Annotated in this window: 15 protein-coding genes; 2 read left to right on the plus strand and 13 right to left on the minus strand. The window is 71.1% G+C overall.

The genetic code is table 11. The features are described 5' to 3' along the window. Positions 1-13 precede the first annotated feature (13 nt). Entirely contained in the window at positions 14-862 is an 849-nt protein-coding gene (locus OG627_RS10880; RefSeq protein WP_329063853.1) for a transglutaminase-like domain-containing protein, read from the plus strand. 67 nt (positions 863-929) lie between these two features. On the opposite strand, the gene OG627_RS10885 is transcribed toward OG627_RS10880, so the two are convergent. The 8 genes from OG627_RS10885 to OG627_RS10920 form a co-directional block, all read right to left on the minus strand. Beyond that, entirely contained in the window at positions 930-1,544 is a 615-nt protein-coding gene (locus tag OG627_RS10885) for a response regulator transcription factor (RefSeq protein WP_329063855.1), read from the minus strand. Continuing rightward, positions 1,541-2,671, minus strand: a complete 1,131-nt coding sequence (locus OG627_RS10890) for a sensor histidine kinase (protein WP_329072560.1) — start codon at positions 2,669-2,671, stop codon at positions 1,541-1,543. The genes OG627_RS10885 and OG627_RS10890 overlap by 4 nt, the downstream gene beginning before the upstream one ends. A gap of 65 nt (positions 2,672-2,736) precedes the next feature. Next, complete coding sequence (locus tag OG627_RS10895) at positions 2,737-3,474, minus strand: ABC transporter permease (RefSeq protein ID WP_329063856.1); 738 nt, start codon at positions 3,472-3,474, stop codon at positions 2,737-2,739. Then, complete coding sequence (locus OG627_RS10900) at positions 3,471-4,406, minus strand: ABC transporter ATP-binding protein (RefSeq protein ID WP_329063858.1); 936 nt, start codon at positions 4,404-4,406, stop codon at positions 3,471-3,473. Before OG627_RS10900 ends, OG627_RS10895 begins: the two co-directional genes overlap by 4 nt. A gap of 170 nt (positions 4,407-4,576) precedes the next feature. Then, positions 4,577-6,706 carry a hypothetical protein gene (locus OG627_RS10905; RefSeq protein ID WP_329063860.1) on the minus strand — a complete coding sequence of 710 codons (2,130 nt, stop codon included), beginning with the start codon at positions 6,704-6,706 and terminating at the stop codon, positions 4,577-4,579. A 197-nt stretch (positions 6,707-6,903) separates the two neighbouring features. Beyond that, the gene (locus tag OG627_RS10910; protein WP_329063862.1) at positions 6,904-7,314 is read right to left on the minus strand and encodes a DUF6113 family protein; all 411 of its coding nucleotides are present in this window, start codon (positions 7,312-7,314) and stop codon (positions 6,904-6,906) included. Continuing rightward, entirely contained in the window at positions 7,311-8,282 is a 972-nt protein-coding gene (gene mshB / locus OG627_RS10915) for an N-acetyl-1-D-myo-inositol-2-amino-2-deoxy-alpha-D-glucopyranoside deacetylase (RefSeq protein ID WP_329063863.1), read from the minus strand. Before mshB ends, OG627_RS10910 begins: the two co-directional genes overlap by 4 nt. Positions 8,283-8,436: 154 nt before the next feature. Then, positions 8,437-8,631: a DUF2304 family protein gene (locus tag OG627_RS10920; RefSeq protein WP_114622452.1), complete on the minus strand. Its 195-nt coding sequence runs from the start codon at positions 8,629-8,631 to the stop codon at positions 8,437-8,439. A gap of 170 nt (positions 8,632-8,801) precedes the next feature. Between OG627_RS10920 and OG627_RS10925 the strand changes: the two genes are divergently transcribed. Further along, positions 8,802-10,940: a prolyl oligopeptidase family serine peptidase gene (locus OG627_RS10925; RefSeq protein ID WP_329063866.1), complete on the plus strand. Its 2,139-nt coding sequence runs from the start codon at positions 8,802-8,804 to the stop codon at positions 10,938-10,940. 160 nt (positions 10,941-11,100) lie between these two features. On the opposite strand, the gene OG627_RS10930 is transcribed toward OG627_RS10925, so the two are convergent. The 5 genes from OG627_RS10930 to OG627_RS10950 all read right to left on the minus strand — a co-directional run bounded on the left by OG627_RS10930 (position 11,101) and on the right by OG627_RS10950 (position 16,784). After that, positions 11,101-12,192, minus strand: a complete 1,092-nt coding sequence (locus tag OG627_RS10930; protein ID WP_329063868.1) for an ABC transporter ATP-binding protein — start codon at positions 12,190-12,192, stop codon at positions 11,101-11,103. After that, positions 12,185-13,159, minus strand: coding sequence for an ABC transporter ATP-binding protein (locus tag OG627_RS10935; protein ID WP_329063870.1), 975 nt, complete (start codon positions 13,157-13,159; stop codon positions 12,185-12,187). Before OG627_RS10935 ends, OG627_RS10930 begins: the two co-directional genes overlap by 8 nt. 11 nt (positions 13,160-13,170) lie before the next feature. After that, the gene (locus OG627_RS10940) at positions 13,171-14,163 is read right to left on the minus strand and encodes an ABC transporter permease (RefSeq protein ID WP_329063872.1); all 993 of its coding nucleotides are present in this window, start codon (positions 14,161-14,163) and stop codon (positions 13,171-13,173) included. Then, entirely contained in the window at positions 14,156-15,079 is a 924-nt protein-coding gene (locus OG627_RS10945; RefSeq protein WP_329063874.1) for an ABC transporter permease, read from the minus strand. The genes OG627_RS10940 and OG627_RS10945 overlap by 8 nt, the downstream gene beginning before the upstream one ends. A 64-nt stretch (positions 15,080-15,143) precedes the next feature. Then, positions 15,144-16,784: a peptide ABC transporter substrate-binding protein gene (locus OG627_RS10950; protein ID WP_329063876.1), complete on the minus strand. Its 1,641-nt coding sequence runs from the start codon at positions 16,782-16,784 to the stop codon at positions 15,144-15,146. Positions 16,785-16,813: the final 29 nt, after the last annotated feature.

A 16,813-nucleotide genomic window follows, 5' to 3' on the forward strand; every position in this document is an offset into this window, starting at 1 on the left:
GTACGAGGCCGGTATGCACCCCGAATCCGCCGAACAGCGCCGCCGCTTCGCCGAGGAGGCCCGCGCGGAGCGGCCCGACCTGGCGACGCTCTGCCTGATGGTGGGCGCGCAGGGCGAACCGTCCCTCGGCGAGGCCGGGCTCGACGCGGCCGAGGAAGAGCTGGACCGGCTGGCCGGGCTGCTGCCGCACGGGCTGTCCGGGCCGCACGCCTGGGCGGCGGCGCTCGCCGAACTGCTCGGCTCCCGCTGCGGTTTCCACGGCGGACCGGCCGACTACGGGCGGCTGGAGTCCTCGCTGCTGCCGGCGGTGCTGCGGCGCCGCCGGGGGCTGCCCATCCTGCTCTGCGTGGTGTGGATCGAGGTCGCCCGCCGGGCCGGCGGGCGGGTGTACGGGGTGGCACTGCCGGGCCACTTCGTCGTCGGCTTCGGCGATCCGGCGGGCCCCGGCGAGCGGGTGCTCGCCGACCCGTTCGCGGCGGGCCGGCTCCTGACGGGCCACGAGGCGGACGAGCTGATGGCGGGGGCGGCCGGTCCCGGCGGCCTCTCGGCGGGCGGACCGGCGTTCACCCCCGCGGGACCGCTCGACATCGTCCAGCGCGTCCTGAACAACATCCGCGCCTGGGCGGCGGCCCGGCCCGAACGCACCGATGTGGCGCTGTGGGCGGTCGAACTCGCCCTCCTGCTGCCCGCCCATCCGGCGCGGCTGCGCTACGACCGCGCGCAACTGCTCGTACAGCGCGGGGAGTTCCTGCGCGGAGCGGCGGAAATGGACGAGTACGCACGCGTGGTGGCCTCGGTCGAGCCGTCCACGGCGGAGGCGATCCGCCGCCGGGCGCGGGCGGCACGGGCCCGGCTGAACTGAGCGGTACGGGAGGGGCCGCGCGTGGCCGGTGAACGGGCCCCGTCCGGCGGGACGGCCCGGACAGGGCCTACAGCCAGCCCTTCTCGTGCGCGATCCGTACCGCTTCCGCCCTGTTGCGGGCCGTCAGCTTCTGGATCGCCGTCGAGAGGTAGTTGCGCACGGTGCCCTGCGAGAGGTGCAGCGCGGCGGCCAGCTCCGCGTTGGTGGAGCCGTCGGCCGCCGCCCGCAGGACCTCGCGCTCCCGCTCGGTGAGCGGGTTGGCGCCCTCGGCGAGCGCGGCGGCGGCCAGGGTGGGGTCGATGACCCGCTCACCGGCGAGGACCCGCCGTACGGCGTCCGCGAGCTGCGCGGCCGGGGCGTCCTTCACCAGGAAGGCGGCGGCGCCCGACTCCATGGCGCGGCGCAGATAGCCGGGGCGCCCGAAGGTGGTGAGGACGACCACCTTGAGCGCGGGAAGCGCCTCGCGCAGGGCGGCGGCGGCCTCGATGCCCGTCATGCCGGGCATCTCGATGTCGAGCAGCGCGACATCCACCTCACGGGCCAGCGCCGCGTCCACCACCTCGTCGCCGCGCGCGACCTGGGCGACCACCTCGATGTCGGGTTCGAGCCCGAGCAGCGCCGCCAGTGCCTCCCGGACCATGGACTGGTCCTCGGCGAGGAGGACTCTGATCGTGCCGCTCATGCACGGGATCCTAGGGCAGGGCCGTCCGGCGTCCCCATCGGCCCGGTCGGCACCCGCGCGACCAGGGTGAAGCCCCTGCGGGAGGCCCGGGTCTCCAGGCTGCCGCCCACCGCGGCGAGGCGCTCGCCCAAGCCGGTGAGGCCGTTGCCGTACGGGGCGGCGGGCTCGTCGTTCCCGTCGTCCTCCACGGTGAGTTCGAGGACGGGCCCCTCCAGGGTCTGGCGCGGGGTGAGGGAGATGACGCAGCGGCGGGCGCCGCTGTGCCGTACGACATTGGTGACGGCCTCCCGCAGCGACCAGGCGAGCGCCGCCTCGCTCTCCTCGGCGAGCGGGCCGCCGGGCAGGGCGGCGGGCGGGTCGGCCGGGATGTCGGCGGCGACCCCGGCCGCCGCCAGCGCCGTACGCGCGCCGGCCAGTTCGCCGGGGAGCGTGGGCCTGCGGTAGCCGGTGACCGCTTCCCGTACGTCCTTCAGCGCCTGGCGGCTGACCCGTTCGATGTCCGCGACCTGTTCGGCGGCCCGGTCCGGCAGACCGGGGAGCATCCGTCCGGCGAGTTCACTCTTGAGGGTGATCAGGGACAGGGAGTGGCCGAGGAGGTCGTGCAGATCGCGCGCGAGCCGCAGCCGCTCCTCGTTGGCGGCGAGTTCGGCGACCGTCGCCCGTGCCTGGCGCAGCTCGACCGTCGTACGGATCAGCTGCCGGATGCCCGACATGGCGAAGCCGCCGAGCAGCGCCGGGATCACCAGGCCGGTGACGAAGTCGGTCGCGTCCTCCTGGTGCAGACCGAGCAGGGCCATCACGCCGGTGACGGCGACGATCGTGCCCCAGGCGATCGGTCCCGGGAGGGCCGCCCCCGCCGTCACCGAGACGTACACGAACAGCACCAGCCACGCGGGCCCCATGGTGAGGGAGAGCAGGACCGCCAGGGCGCACAGCAGGACGAGGGTGGTGCAGACCATGCGCGGCCGGAACGGCTTGCTGGTGTGCCGGAAGACCATGAGCAGATAGGCGCCCACGAAGACGAGCAGCCCGATCCCGCCGAGCACGTCGGCCCACGTGGTGTGGTCCGGGCCGAGGAGATCGCTCAGCGGGGCGCCCAGGAAGGTCAGCCAGATGAGGATCCACATCACCTTGGCGAGGGACTGACGGCGGTTCACCGGTGGCCGCCCCACCGGGACGACGGTCTCGTTGCTCACGCCTTCAGTGTGTCCTTCCGGTACAGCCAGGCCGCACCGCCCGCGAAGACCAGGAAGTACCCGATCAGGATGGACACGTCCTTCAGGTGCGGCGCGCCGCCCAGCTCGATGGCCTGGCCGAGGCCGGCGTAGGCGTGGGTGGGCAGCCATTCCGCGATGTTCTGGAGCCACCGCGGATAGGTGGTGACGGGCAGCCACAGCCCGCCGAGGATGGAGAGACCGAAGTACGTGATCATGGTGACGGGGCGGACCGCGTCGCCGGAGACCAGATAGCCGAGCGCCACCCCGAGCGCGGCGAAGCACAGGCTGCCCGCCCAGATGACCCCGGTGAGGGCGAGCCACTGCCACAGGTCGAGCCGTACGTCCTTCGAGACGCTCGCGACGACGAACACCACGACGATCGACGGCAGGGTGACCACGGCCGCCGCGGCCATCTTGGCGAGGACGTAACCGCGCCCCGGCAGCGGGGTGAGCCGCAGCTGGCGCACCCAGCCCTTCTCGCGCTCCTTGGCGATCTTCTCGCTGTTGCCCATGAGTACGGCGGTGAGCGCGCCGAACGAGGCCATCGCGACCATGTAGAACGCGCCCATCGGCAGGCCGGTGCCGGGAACCGTGCTGTTGTCCTGCGGCCCGGCGATCATCAGGAAGAGCACCGAGGGGTACACGACCGAGAAGAACATGAACTTCTTGTTCCGCAGGGTGCGGGCGATTTCGAGCCTGATCAGAGTGTTCACGCGGTCCTGGCCTCCTCGGCCTCGGTGATGGCGACGAAAGCCTGTTCCAGGCCGAGCCCGGCGACTTCGAGGTTGCGCGGGTAGAGGCCCAGCCCGTAGAGCGCGTGGACGGTCGCGTCGGCGTCGTGCGACTGCATGCGCACGGTGGAGCCGGAGACCGACAGGGCACTGAGGAACGGCAGGGCGCGCAGGGCGCTCTCGTCCACCGCGCCGCCGTGCGGGGGCTCCAGGTCGAAGGAGATCCTGCGCGCCCCGGCCCGCGCCTTGATCTCGGCGGCGGTGCCGTCGGCCAGCAGCCGGCCCCGGTGCAGGACCAGCACCCGGTCGGCGATCGCGTCGGCCTCCTCCAGGTAGTGGGTGGCGAACAGGACCGTACGGCCCTCCCGCGCCCGTTCGCGCATGGTGGCCCAGAAGGCGTGGCGGGAGGTGACGTCCATACCGGTGGTCGGCTCGTCCAGGACGATCAGGTCGCCGGCGCCCGCCGTGGCGAGGGCGAAGCGCACGCGCTGCTCCTGGCCGCCGGAGAGCTTGTTGACCATGCGGTCGGCGATCTGGGTGATCCCGGCCCTGGCCATCACCTCGGAGACGGGGAACGGCTCGGGGTGGAGCGCGCAGGCGAGCGCGACCAGTTCACGGACCCGCACGTCCTCCATCAGGCCGCCGCTCTGGAGCATCGCGCCGACCCGGCCGGCGGCGATGGCCTCGCGCGGGGTGGTGCCGAAGAGGGTGACGGTGCCGGAGTCGGCCTGGCGCAGACCGAGCAGCAGATCCAGGGTGGAGGACTTCCCGGCGCCGTTGGGGCCGAGGAGGGCCACCGTCTCGCCGGGGCGGAGCGTCAGAGTGAGCCCGTCGACCGCACGGACGTCCCCGTAACTCTTGCTGACCTTGTCGAAACGCACCACGTCGGTGGTGCGCACTGCCGTTGTCGTCATACGGAAAGCCTCTCCCGGGGAGGGCTCGCCCCGGCAGTGCCGCACATCGTGGACCTGGCATGACATCCGTCATCCGGCGGACGTGACCGTGCCCCCGCCGGGTCGGGCGGGGGCACGGTCGGGAAGGCGTCGGACGGGCCGTACGGCGTGCGCCGCCGGGGCCGGTCCGGTCAGCTGGGGTCGAGATCGATCGTCTGCGTGCGCTCGGTGGGGGTCTTGCCGCGCAGCGCCTTCTGCATCGCCTGCGCCACGTCGGTGGAGGAGACGGGGTACTGCTTGCCGTCGCCCTTGGTGATCGTGATGCCGTCGAAGACGCCTTCGAGGAGCTGGTCGATGGCGTTCCGGTCGTAGACCTCGACGAGCTTTCCGTCGATCGGCTTCATGGAGAGGATCTGCGGCAGGGACCGGGAAGGACCGAACTGGATCTGTTTGCCACCGGCCTGGATGGTGATCAGACCGGACATCGCGGGCTTGGCGAACTCGTTCATGGCCCGGTCCAGCTCCGCCTGGCCGATCGTCGGCTCACGGGTGGTGACGGGCAGCTCGACGGGGTTCGTCCGGCCGGTCTGGACCTGGGTGCGGTAGGCGTCCCTGGTCGAGATGATCGAGTGGTTGACGTCCAGCGCCTTGCCCGACTTCCCGGGTACGGCGACGGCCTTGTCCGGCTCGAACTTGATCGTGCCCTCGGTGGCGGACCCTGAGGTGCCCGCCAGGTCGTTGAGGGCGGCGCTGAGCTTCTCCTCGTCCACGGGGATCACCGGCTCGGCGACCCGGGCGGCGCCGAAGAGCGAGCCGATCACCGAGACGGGGTTGTAGTCGCTGCCCGCCGCGCCGCGCACGGTCGCCTGGCTGTCGAAGCTGAGTCCGGCCTTGTCCGGGGAGAGTTCCTCGGTCTTGCCGCCGATGTCGAGCCGCAGCGGCTTGGCGGCGCGCCCGCCGAGGGTGGCGTCGAGCTTGGCGACGGCCTCCTCGCGGGTACCGCCGCCGATGTCGACACCGAGGACGGTGGTGCCCTTGGCGACCTCGGAGTGGTTCATCAGCAGGCCCGCGCCGTAGACACCGCCGCCGAGCACGACGACGGCCACGCCGAGGAGCGTCAGCTTCGAGCGGCCCTTCTTCTTGGCGGGCGCCGCCGGGGCCGGGGCCGCCGCGCGCGGGGCGGTACCGGAGGGCGGGGCGCCCTGGGCGGAGCCGACCGGGCCGGGGAAGTCCGGTGCGGAGAAGCCCTGTTCCTGGCCCGGCGAGCCGGATCCCTCGGATCCGGGGCGCGCGCCGGTGCGCGGGCCGCCGCCGGGACCGCCCGTGCCGGGGCCCGAGCCGGGGAAGCCTCCGTGGTGCTCCGGCGGCACCACGGGGATGCCGCTGGTGAGGGTGTCACCGGAGACATGGCCGCCGGGGCCACCGGGACCGGCGGCCGTGCCGGGCACGCCGGGTCCGCTCCCGGGTACGGGAGCGGGCTGCTGCGGGGTCAGTACGGCGGTGTCGTCGGACATCCGGGGCGCGCCGCCGGTGGGCGGGGTGCCCAGGGAGGCGGGCGCGGTACCGAGCGAGAGGCCGCCGGTGACCGGTCCGGTGGTCGGGCCGCTGGGTGCGCCGTCCGCGCCGGAGGGACGGCCGCCGAGCGGCGGGGTGACGGGGCCGGGCGCGAAGCCGTTGGAGGCGGCGCCGGAGGCGCCCGCTTCCGAGGCGAGCCCGCCGAGCGGACCGCCGGTCCCGGACAGCCCGTCCTGGGCGGAGCCCTGGGACGGGTAGGGCTCCGACGAGTACGGCTCCGAGGGGTACGGCGACTCCGAACGGCCACCCCCCGAGACGGCGGCGGCTCCGGCGCCCATGCCCGCCGCCGTACCGGCTCCCGGGCCCGTGCCGGAGGACGGCTTGCGGGGGGCGAACCAGTCGCTGGTGGGCGCCTTCTCCTCGGCCGGCTCCTCCCGCGCGGGTTCGGCCTGCCGGGGCTCGGCGGTCTCGGCGGGCACCTCGGGCCGGGGAATGCTCGCGGTGCGCTCGGCGACCGGGACACCCCGGCCGTTGGTGCTGTCGCCGTCGGCCACGGGCGTACGCATGACGACGGGCGGGATCGGCCGGGAGCCCGGGATGTTGATCCGGATCCGCGTGGTCAGCGTGGTCTCGGTTCTGGGCTCGTCCGGCTGTGGCGCGGGCGCGGTCTCTGTCTCCTCCGGAGCGTCCTGCTGGGGATGCAGCGACGGATACTGGCGGGTGCCGTACGGCGGCGTCCCCGAGGGGTACGCGGCTCCGCCGCGCCCCTGGGGCCCGGAGGACGAACTGTCAGTTTCACGACTCAAAGCAGGTTCTCCCGGTTGGCTCCGCCGCCCGTTCTTACTGGTACTCAGCTGTTCAGGTCCCCCACTGCCGGAGGCGGAGGGGAAGGCCCGGAGCGCGCACCACCATACTGGCCTCCACCGACAGAGACCCGACGACCGAGGCAAGCGATGCTCCGCCGACCGTACGGCCAAGGTCAATTCGGCGGCGGCCGGGCGCGTCACATCCCAATACGGCCGGACTGAGTGCTCGGTTGCGGCAACCGCGACATCGTGGCACACATCACAGCCGCCGCCATCCCGCCGAGCAGGTAGACCAGCGGTCCGATACCCGCGAGGAAGAAGACCGCGTCCCCCTCGGTACGGCCGAAGCTCAGCCAGACCACGGCGATCAGCCAGCCGGCCGCCGGAGCCCCCACCCCGATCTGGGTACCGGTGGCACGCAGACCGCCGTAGAACAGTCCGGCGGTGGCGAGCAGCGAGAGCACCAAACCGCCCGGGAACCAGCCGCCTTGAATGAGGGACCCGGCGATCGCGACGAGCACCCCGAGTACGGCGAGGCCGAGATACGCGGCGATCCGGCCGGGTCTGACCGGTCCGGCCAGGAACGAGCCCGGCGGCTGCCCGCTCATCCGTTCGCCCCGGAATCCCCGGCGGTTCCGGCTGATCCGGCTGATCCGGCGGCGGTTCCGGCGGTTCCGGCGGTTCCGGCGGTTCCGGCGGTTCCGGCGAAGAGGTCGCTCTCGCGTTCCCCCGGCGCCGCTCCGGACGTGCCGTGCGCCAACTGGTAGTACTCGGTGGCGAAGAGCGGCTGGCCGAGGTCGTTGGAGAGCGCGAAGAACGGGCCGTCCACGGCGATCTGCGTGGCGTGGGCGCGCATCGCTGCGGCCTTGTGCTCCCGGTGGGGCGCGCCGTCGACGGCCGCCGTGATCTCCGCGTCGGGGACCACGCCCGGAATGTCGTCGATCTCGGCGACACCGGGGAAGCCAGCGCCCGAGGCGCGCAGCCGGGCGAAGCCCTCCTCGGCGACCGAGCGCGGCACCCGGTTCCAGTAGATCTTGTCGATGGCGTGCGGGGCGCCGGATCCGGGCCGGAAGCCGGCGTCGGCCGCCAGCTCGGCGGCGCGCATCGCGACGCGGTGGGCCTGGATGTGGTCGGGGTGGCCGTAGCCGCCGTTCGGGTCGTAGGCGACCAGGACCTGGGGACGCGTCTCGCGGATCACCTCCACGAGGTATCCGGCGGCCTCGTCGAGGTCCGCCTGCCAGAAGGCGTTCTCCCGGTCGTTCTGCGCGACGCCCATCATTCCGGAGTCCCGGAACCGGCCGGGGCCGCCGAGGAAGCGGTGGTCGGCGACGCCCAGCTCCTTCATGGCGGCGGCGAGTTCACCGATGCGATGGGGGCCGAGACGGTCGTCGCGGTCTGCCGCCAGATGAGCGAGCGCGGGCGGAATGATCTCGCCCTCCTCGCCGAGGGTGCAGGTCACCAACGTGACGAGGGCGCCCTCGGCCGCGTACCTGGCCATCGTGGCGCCGTTGTTGATCGACTCGTCGTCGGGGTGCGCGTGCACGAGCAGCAGACGGCGGGCGGGTAGATCGGTCATGGGGACAGCCTACGAGGCATGACGAGCCGGCCCCTCGGCCAGTGGGCGGTGGTGTCGGCCGAGGGGACGGTGGCCGGGGAACGGCCGGGTGGCGCTGATCCTGTCCGGGACAGGGCGTGGTGCTTCCCGGACGTGTCCTAGTGCCCGCGGGGCACTAGAACTTGATGCCACCGATCATCCCCGCCACGTTCGTGGTGAGTTCGCTGATCGTGGGGGCGATGGAGGAACTGGCCATGTAGAAACCGAGCAGCATGCAGACCACCGCGTGTCCCGCTTTGAGCCCGGATTTCCGGACCAGCAGGAAGACGACGATCGCCAGCAGCACCACCGCCGAAATCGAGAGTGCCACGGCGGTTCACCTCCATAGATATTCAGTCGGGAAAACGCAGCATGCATGTGCCCGGCAGATTCCTACCCACCTATCGCTACGGATCATAACTATCCGTGCGTACGCATCGATCGGTGCACGGCAGCACATGGGGGCGCACGGACTGGCGCGCGCCCGTTAGGTTCGCCCGTATGACTTCGCCGCAGCAGCTCTCGTTCCCACGTCAGCACGCCAGGACCCAGCGGTTCACCCTCGGTGCCCCACGCTCCTTCGCCGTGTCCCCGGACGGCGCGCGCGTGGTTTTCCTGCGTTCCGGATCCGGCACGGATCGCGTAAACCGCCTCTGGGTACAGGATCTTGACGACCCGAACGGGGAGGCGCGGATCGCCGCCGATCCTGACGTACTGCTGAGCGGCGCGCGCGAGCAGCTCCCGGCCGAGGAGCGGGCACGGCGTGAACGGGCACGAGAGGGCGCTGGAGGCATTGTCGGGTACGCGGTGGACGCGGAGGCCGGACTCGCCGCGTTCGCGCTCTCAGGGCGCCTCTACGCGGCCGGGCTGCGGGACGGGACGGCCCGCCGGCTCACCGTTCCCGGACCGGTGGTCGATCCCCGGCCCTCGCCGGACGGTCGGCACATCGCGTACGTGGCGCGCGGAGTGCTCCGGGTGACCGGCGCGGACGGCGAGGGGGACCGGGAGCTGGCGGGGCGCGCGGAGGGCGAGGGGGCCGATGTCACCTACGGTCTCGCGGAGTTCGTCGCGGCCGAGGAGATGAGCCGTTCGCGCGGCTTCTGGTGGTCCCCCGACTCCGACCGGCTGCTGGTCGCGCGGGCCGACACCGCGAACGTACGGCGGTGGTGGATCTCCGACCCCGCGCATCCGGACCGGGAGCCGGCCAAGGTCGCCTATCCGGCGGCCGGCACGCCCAACGCCGAGGTGCGGCTCCTCCTCGTCGGCCTGGACGGATCGCGTACGGAGGTGGCCTGGGACCGGGCCCGCTACCCGTATCTGGCGCGGGTGCACTGGTCGGCGGCGGGGGCGCCGCTGCTGCTGGTGCAGAGCCGTGACCAGCGCGAGGCCGTGTACCTGGCGGTGGATCCCGGCACCGGCGCGACCACCCCCGTGCACCGGGACGAGGATCCGGCGTGGCTGGAACTGTTCGCCGGGGTGCCCGCCTGGGCGCCGGACGGACGGCTGGTACGGATCGCCGACGAGGGCGGCGCGCGGGTCCTGGTGGTCGGCGACCGGCCGCTGACCGGGGCGCGGTTGCATGTGCGCGCGGTGCTGGACATCGGTGCGCACGACGTGCTGGTCACGGCGTCGGCGGGCGAGGAGGCCGAGGCTCCCGAGACCGGTGAGATCCATGTGTACCGGGTGAACGAGCTGGGCGTCGAGCGGCTCTCGGAGGGTCCCGGGGTGCACACGGCCGTCCGTACGGGCGGGGTGACCGTCCTGGTGTCCGCGCGGCCGGAGACCTCCGGGGCGTCCGTGCGGGTGCTCAGGGACGGCGCGCGGCCGGTCACCATCGACTCGTACGCCGAGACCCCGGTGCTCACGGCGCACGCGCGGCTCACCGAGGCCGGCGCGCGGCGCATTCCGTGCGCCGTGCTCCTGCCCCGGGACTACCGGGAGTCGGACGGTCCGCTGCCGGTGCTGCTGGACCCCTACGGCGGTCCGCACGGCCAGCGGGTGGTCGCCGCGCAGAACGCGTACCTGACCTCGCAGTGGTTCGCCGACCAGGGGTTCGCGGTCCTCGTCGCGGACGGCCGGGGCACTCCGGGTCGCTCCCCCGCCTGGGAGAAGGCCGTGCACCGCAATCTGCTGCTCACGCTGGACGACCAGGTCGAGGCGCTCCAGGAGCTGGCCGGGCGGTTCCCGTTCGACACCGGGCGGGTGGCGATCCGGGGCTGGTCGTACGGCGGCTACCTCGCCGGACTCGCGGTGCTGCGCCGCCCGGACGTCTTCCACGTGGGGGTCGCCGGCGCCCCGGTGAGCGATCTGCGGCTCTACGACACCCATTACGAGGAGCGCTATCTCGGCACCCCGCAGGACGAGCCGGAGCTGTACGCGGCCCACTCGCTCGTCACGGACGACGGCCTGTCGGCCCCGGAGAACCCGGCGCGGCCCCTGATGATCATCCACGGACTGGCCGACGACAACGTGGTGGTGGCCCACTCGCTGCGGCTGTCGGCGGCGCTGCTCGCGGCGGGCAGGCCGCACGAGGTGCTGCCGCTGACCGGCGTGACCCATATGACGCCGCAGGAGGAGATCGCGGAGAACCTGCTGCTGCTCCAGGTCGACTTCCTGAAGAGGTCGCTGAACATGAAGTGAGCCCTCGGAGGGCGTACGGACAGACGGCAACCGGCCGGTGCTCCTGGAAGCCCCGGCCGGTTTACGGCACCCGCACGGCCGTACGTCATTCAGACTGACGGGTCCGTATATCGGTGACGGGTCGGCGAAGTTGCTTGCGTGTTAACGAAATTGATGTGTTTTATCTACCTTCGCCCCCCTCCGTAGCGGTCGGTGCGATCCGCCGCTCCGCCGCGAAATGACAGGCCGAGGGATGCGCCGCGGGCCCGCCCCCGCCGCGGAAGACCTCCGGCACCGCCAGCTCCGGGACCTCCACCACGCACCGCTCCCGCGCCTTCCAGCAGCGCGTACGGAACCGGCACCCGGACGGAGGGTTCGCCGGGGACGGAACATCACCCGAAAGAATGATCCGATCGCGGTGTTCACGCGCCGTGGGGTCGGGCAGCGGCACCGCCGAGAGCAGCGCCTGCGTGTAGGGGTGCGTCGGGTGGTCGTAGATCTCCTCGTCCGAACCGATCTCCGCGAGCCGGCCCAGATACATCACACCGACCCGGTCGGAGATGTGCCGGACGATCGACAGGTCGTGCGCGATGAAGACGTAGGAGAGCCCGAACTCGCCCTGGAGCTTCTCCATCAGATTGATGACCTGCGCCTGGACGGAGACGTCGAGAGCCGAGACCGGCTCGTCCGCGACGATGATCTCGGGCTGGAGCGCGAGTCCCCTGGCGATGCCGATGCGCTGGCGCTGGCCGCCGGAGAACTGGTGCGGATAGCGGTTGATGTACTCCGGGTTGAGCCCGACCACGTCCAGCAGCTCGCGCACCTTGCGCCGCCGGTCGCCCTTGGGCGCCACCTCGGGGTGGATCTCGTACGGCTCGCCGATGATGTCGCCGACCGTCATCCGGGGGTTGAGCGAGGTGTACGGGTCCTGGAAGACCATCTGGATATTGCGGCGGACCGCCTTGAGCGCCCGACCGGACAGCCGGGTGATGTCCTCGCCCTTGTAGCGGATCACGCCGGAGGTGGGCCGCTCCAGGTTCACCAGCATCTTGGCCACGGTCGACTTGCCGCAGCCGGACTCCCCGACGATGCCCAGAGTCTCGCCCGGCGCCAGGTCGAAGGAGACCCCGTCGACGGCCTGGACCGCGCCGATCTGCTTGCGGAGCAGGATGCCCTGGGTCAGCGGGAAGTGCTTGACCAGGTCCCGGACCTCCAGGAGGGGTTCGGCGGTGGGCGTGGCCCGGGTGGCACCGGCCGTCGCGGTTTCAGCCATCACGCGTCTCCTTCCAGAAGAAACAGGCGCTGTGCCGGCCCTCTCCGGACTCGAACAGCGGCGGCACCTCGGTACGGCACACGTCCTGGGCCATCGGACAGCGGGGGTTGAAGGCGCAGCCGGGCGGGATGTGCAGCAGGTTCGGCGGCAGACCCTTGATCGCGTACAGCTCGCGGCCCTTCTGGTCCAGCCGCGGGATCGACTCCAGCAGCCCGCGGGTGTAGGGGTGGGCGGGGGCCTTGTAGATGTCGTGCACGGGGGCGGTCTCCACGATCCGGCCCGCGTACATCACGGCGATCCGGTCGGCGACGTCGGCGACGACGCCCAGGTCGTGGGTGATCAGGATGAGCCCCATGTTCAGCTCGCGCTGGAGCTCGGCGAGCAGATCCATGACCTGGGCCTGGACCGTCACGTCAAGGGCGGTGGTCGGCTCGTCCGCGATGATCAGGGCGGGCTCCAGGGCGAGCGCCATGGCGATCATGATGCGCTGGCGCATCCCGCCGGAGAACTGGTGCGGATAGTCGTCCACCCGCTCCTTGGCGGCGGGGATCCGTACCCGGTCCATCAGCTCGATGGCCTTCGCCCGCGCCCGTCTGCGGTTCAGTCCCCGGTGGACGATGAACATCTCACCGAGCTGGGTGCCCACGGTGAGGACGGGGTTGAGCGAGGACAGCGCGTCCTGGAAGATCATCGCCATCTCGGCGCCACGGATCCCGCGCCGTTGGTCCTCCTTGAGTTTCAGCAGGTCCCGGCCTTGGAAGAGCACCTCGCCACCGGTGATCCGGCCGGGCGGCGAGTCCAGAATCCCCATGATCGCCTGGGCGGTGACGGACTTGCCTGAGCCCGACTCCCCCAGCACGGCGAGCGTCTCACCGGCCGCGACCGAGTACGTCACTCCGTTGACGGCCCTGGCGACTCCCTCGCGGGTGTGGAACTCCACCTGGAGATCGCGTACTTCGAGCAGCATGGACGCACTCCTCAGCGCAGCTTGGGGTCGAGGGCGTCGCGCACCGCGTCGCCGAGCATGATGAACGCGAGTACGGTCACGGCCAGCGCCCCGGCCGGCCAGAGCAGCATGTGCGGGGCGTTGCGGATGTACGGCGAGGCGTCCGAGATGTCGATCCCCCAGGAGACGGTGGGTGGTTTCAGGCCGACGCCGAGGTACGAGAGGGTCGCCTCCAGCGCGATGAACGTGCCGAGCGCGATGGTCGCCACGACGATCACCGGCGCGATCGCGTTGGGCAGGACGTGCCGCAGCATCATCCGGGGGTTGGAGGCGCCGAGGGCCCGGGCCGCCTGCACGAAGTCGTTCTGTTTGACGGTGATGACGGATCCGCGGGCGATCCGGGAGATCTGCGGCCAGCCGAGCAGCACCATGAAGCCGATCACCGGCCAGACGGTGGCGCTGGTGACCACGGACAGCAGCACCAGCCCGCCGAGGACCACCGGGATCCCGAAGAAGATGTCGGTGACGCGCGAGAGGATCGCGTCCCAGAAACCGCCGAAGAACCCGGCGAGGCCGCCGAGGACGGAGCCGACGACGGCGACGCCGAGGCTGGCCAGCACACCGACCACCACCGAGGTCCTGGCGCCGTAGACGGTACGGGTGTAGACGTCGCAGCCCTGCCCGTTGAAGCCGAAGGGGTGGCCGGGCTGGGATCCCTCCTGGGCCTTGGCGAGGTCGCAGGAGAGCGGGTTGCCACTGGCGATCAGCGACGGCCAGATCGAGATGATCACCAGAAAGACGATGATCAGTCCGGAGATGATGAAGACCGGGTTGCGACGCAGATCCCGCCAGGCGTCCGACCACAGACTGCGCGGCCGGCTCGCGGGCCCGCCGCCGTCGGGCCCCTCGGGGCCCTTCTCCAGGGTGAATCCTTCGCTGGTGGCGAGGTCCATCGCACCGCCGGCGCCCGTCGGCGCGATGGATTCGTGGCTGCTCTCGGGGCCGGGCCCCTGCGGCTCAGGCATAGCGGATCCTCGGGTCGAGCACGGCGTACAGCAGGTCGACCAGCAGGTTCGCCACGAGGAAGACGATGACGAGCACGGTCACGAAGCCGACGACGGTCTGGGTGTTCTGGCGCAGGATGCCCTGGTAGAGCTGGAAGCCGACGCCGTGGATGTTGAAGATCCGCTCGGTGACGATCGCCCCGCCCATCAGCGCGCCGATGTCCGTACCGATGAAGGTGATCACCGGGATCAGCGAGTTGCGCAGCAGATGCCGGGTGATCACCCGGTGGCGCGGCAGCCCCTTGGCGATGGCCGTGCGAACGTAGTCGGAGCGCACGTTCTCGGCGATCGAGGACCGGGTCAGCCGGGTGACGTACGCCAGGGAGACCGAGGCGAGCACCAGTCCCGGCAGGATCAGCTCACCGAGCGGCGCGGCGGAGGAGACCGACGGCTCGATGACATGCCATTTGACGCCGAGCAGCAGCTGCGCCAGCAGGCCGGTGACGAAGGTCGGCACGGCGATGACCACCAGGGTCAGCAGCAGCACGGAGGTGTCGACCGGACGGCCCCGGCGCAGCCCCGTGATCACGCCGAAGATGATCCCGACGATGATCTCGAAGACGATGGCGACGATCGTCAGCCGGATGGTGATCGGGAAGGCGGTGGCCATCAGGTCGATGACCTTCTGGCCGTTGAAGGCGATGCCGAAGTCCCCGGAGAAGACATGGCCCATATAGGTGAGGTATTGCTGCCAGACGGGCTTGTCGAGGCCGAAGTCCTTGCGCAGCTGGGCCTCGGTGGCCGGGTCGCACTGCCGGTCGCCGCAGAGTCCCGCGATGGGGTCGCCCATCACGTTGACCATGAGGAAGATCAGCAGGGTGGCGCCGATGAAGACGGGGATCATCTGCAGCAGGCGCCGGATCACATAACGTCCCATGAACGGCTCCAGGGGTCGTGGTGGCGGGAGCGCCGGAGCGTCGGGCCCTGTTTGTCCGCCGGCGTCAGCTGACCTTGATCTCGTTGTAGACGGGGACGCTGAACGGGTTCAGCTCGACATGGGTGATCCGGTCCGAGTACCCGGCGCTGCCGTTCTGGTACCAGAGCGGAATGGCCGCCATCTGGTCCCGGACGACCCCTTCGGCCTGCTGGAACTTACTGATCGCCGTCTTCGTGTCGGTGTCGGCGTTGGCCTCGTTGACCAGCTTGTCGAACTGGGGGTTGCTCCACTTGCCGTCGTTGGAGGAGGCGTTGGTGTAGTAGAGCGGCTGGAGGAAGTTCTGGATGAGCGGGTAGTCCATCTGCCAGCCCGCGCGGAACGGTCCGGTGAGCTTCTTCTGGCCGATCTGGTTGCGGAAGTCGGCGAAGGTGCCGACCGGGCTGCCCACGCACGCCTTGTCGTTGCCGAGGGTGTTGTTGATGCTGTTGCAGACGGCGTCGACCCATTCCTTGTGGGAGCCGGTGTCGGCGTTGTACGTGATCTTGAGCCGCCCGCCGGGGATACCGCCGCCCTCACTGATCAGCTTCTTCGCGGCGGCCGGATCGTAGTCGCACGCCTTGCCGCAGAGCCCCGCCTTGTAGCCGCCGCTCGCGCCGAGGACCGGGGAGGTCCAGTCGGTGGCGGGGGTGCGGGTCTTCTGGAAGATGGTGTCGGTGATCTGCTTGCGGTTGATCGCCATGGAGAGCCCGGTGCGGACCTTGGCGGCCTGTGGGGTGTTCCACGCCTTGTCGTAGTACGGGAAGGCGAGCGTCTGGATGATGCCGGCCGGGGTGTTGATGTAACGGCCGCTCAGGTCGGCCTTCGCGTTCTTCAGCTGGGCGGCCGGAACGTCGTCGACGAGATCCAGATTGCCCGCGACCAGATCCGTGTACGCGGTGTTGTTGTCGGTGTAGACCTTCAGGTCCACCCCGCCGTTCCGGGCCTTGTCGGGCCCGGGGTAGCCCTTCCAGGTGCGCAGCGACATCTGCGAGCCCTTGGTGTAATTCTGCACCGTGTACGGGCCGTTGCCCACGGGCTTGGAGAGCCAGGCCGCGTGGTTGTCGTAGAACGCCCTGGGCAGCGGTGCGAAGGCCGCGTAGCCGAGGGTGTCCGGCCAGGTGGAGAAGCGCTGCGACAGCTTGACGGTGAAGGTCTGGGGGCCGGTGACCTTCAGCCCCGAGAGTGTCCGGGCGGTGGGCTGTCCGGTGTCCGGGTGGACCTTCGCGTATCCGTCGATGTACTGGAAGAAGTAGGCGTTCTTCTGGTTGTTCTTCAGATCGGCGCCGTAGTTCCACGCGTCCACGAAGGACTTCGCGGTGACCTTCTCCCCGTTGCTGAAGGTCCAGCCCTTCTTGACGGTGACGGTGAAGTTGGTCGAGTCCTTGGTGTCGATCTTCTCGGCGAGCGCGTCCTCGGCCTTGCCGGTCTTCGGGTTGTACCGCTTCAGTCCCCGGAAGATCATGTCGAGGACCTTGCCGCCCTGGACCTCGTTGGTGTTCGCCGGCTCCAGCGGATTCTGCGGGTCGCCCCACGACGAACGCACCACACCATCGGCACCTCCACCCCCGCTGCCACCGCCGCTTCCCCCACCACCGCAGCCGGTGGCCGCCAGGGCGACGGCCACCGCGCATGCGGCCCACTTGGCGTGCGTAGCAGCTCCGCGCATGAATGTGCCTCCTCGTCAGACGCAAGTCC

Origin of the sequence: Streptomyces sp. NBC_01429 (genome assembly GCF_036231945.1) — a bacterium.
Classification (GTDB): domain Bacteria; phylum Actinomycetota; class Actinomycetes; order Streptomycetales; family Streptomycetaceae; genus Streptomyces.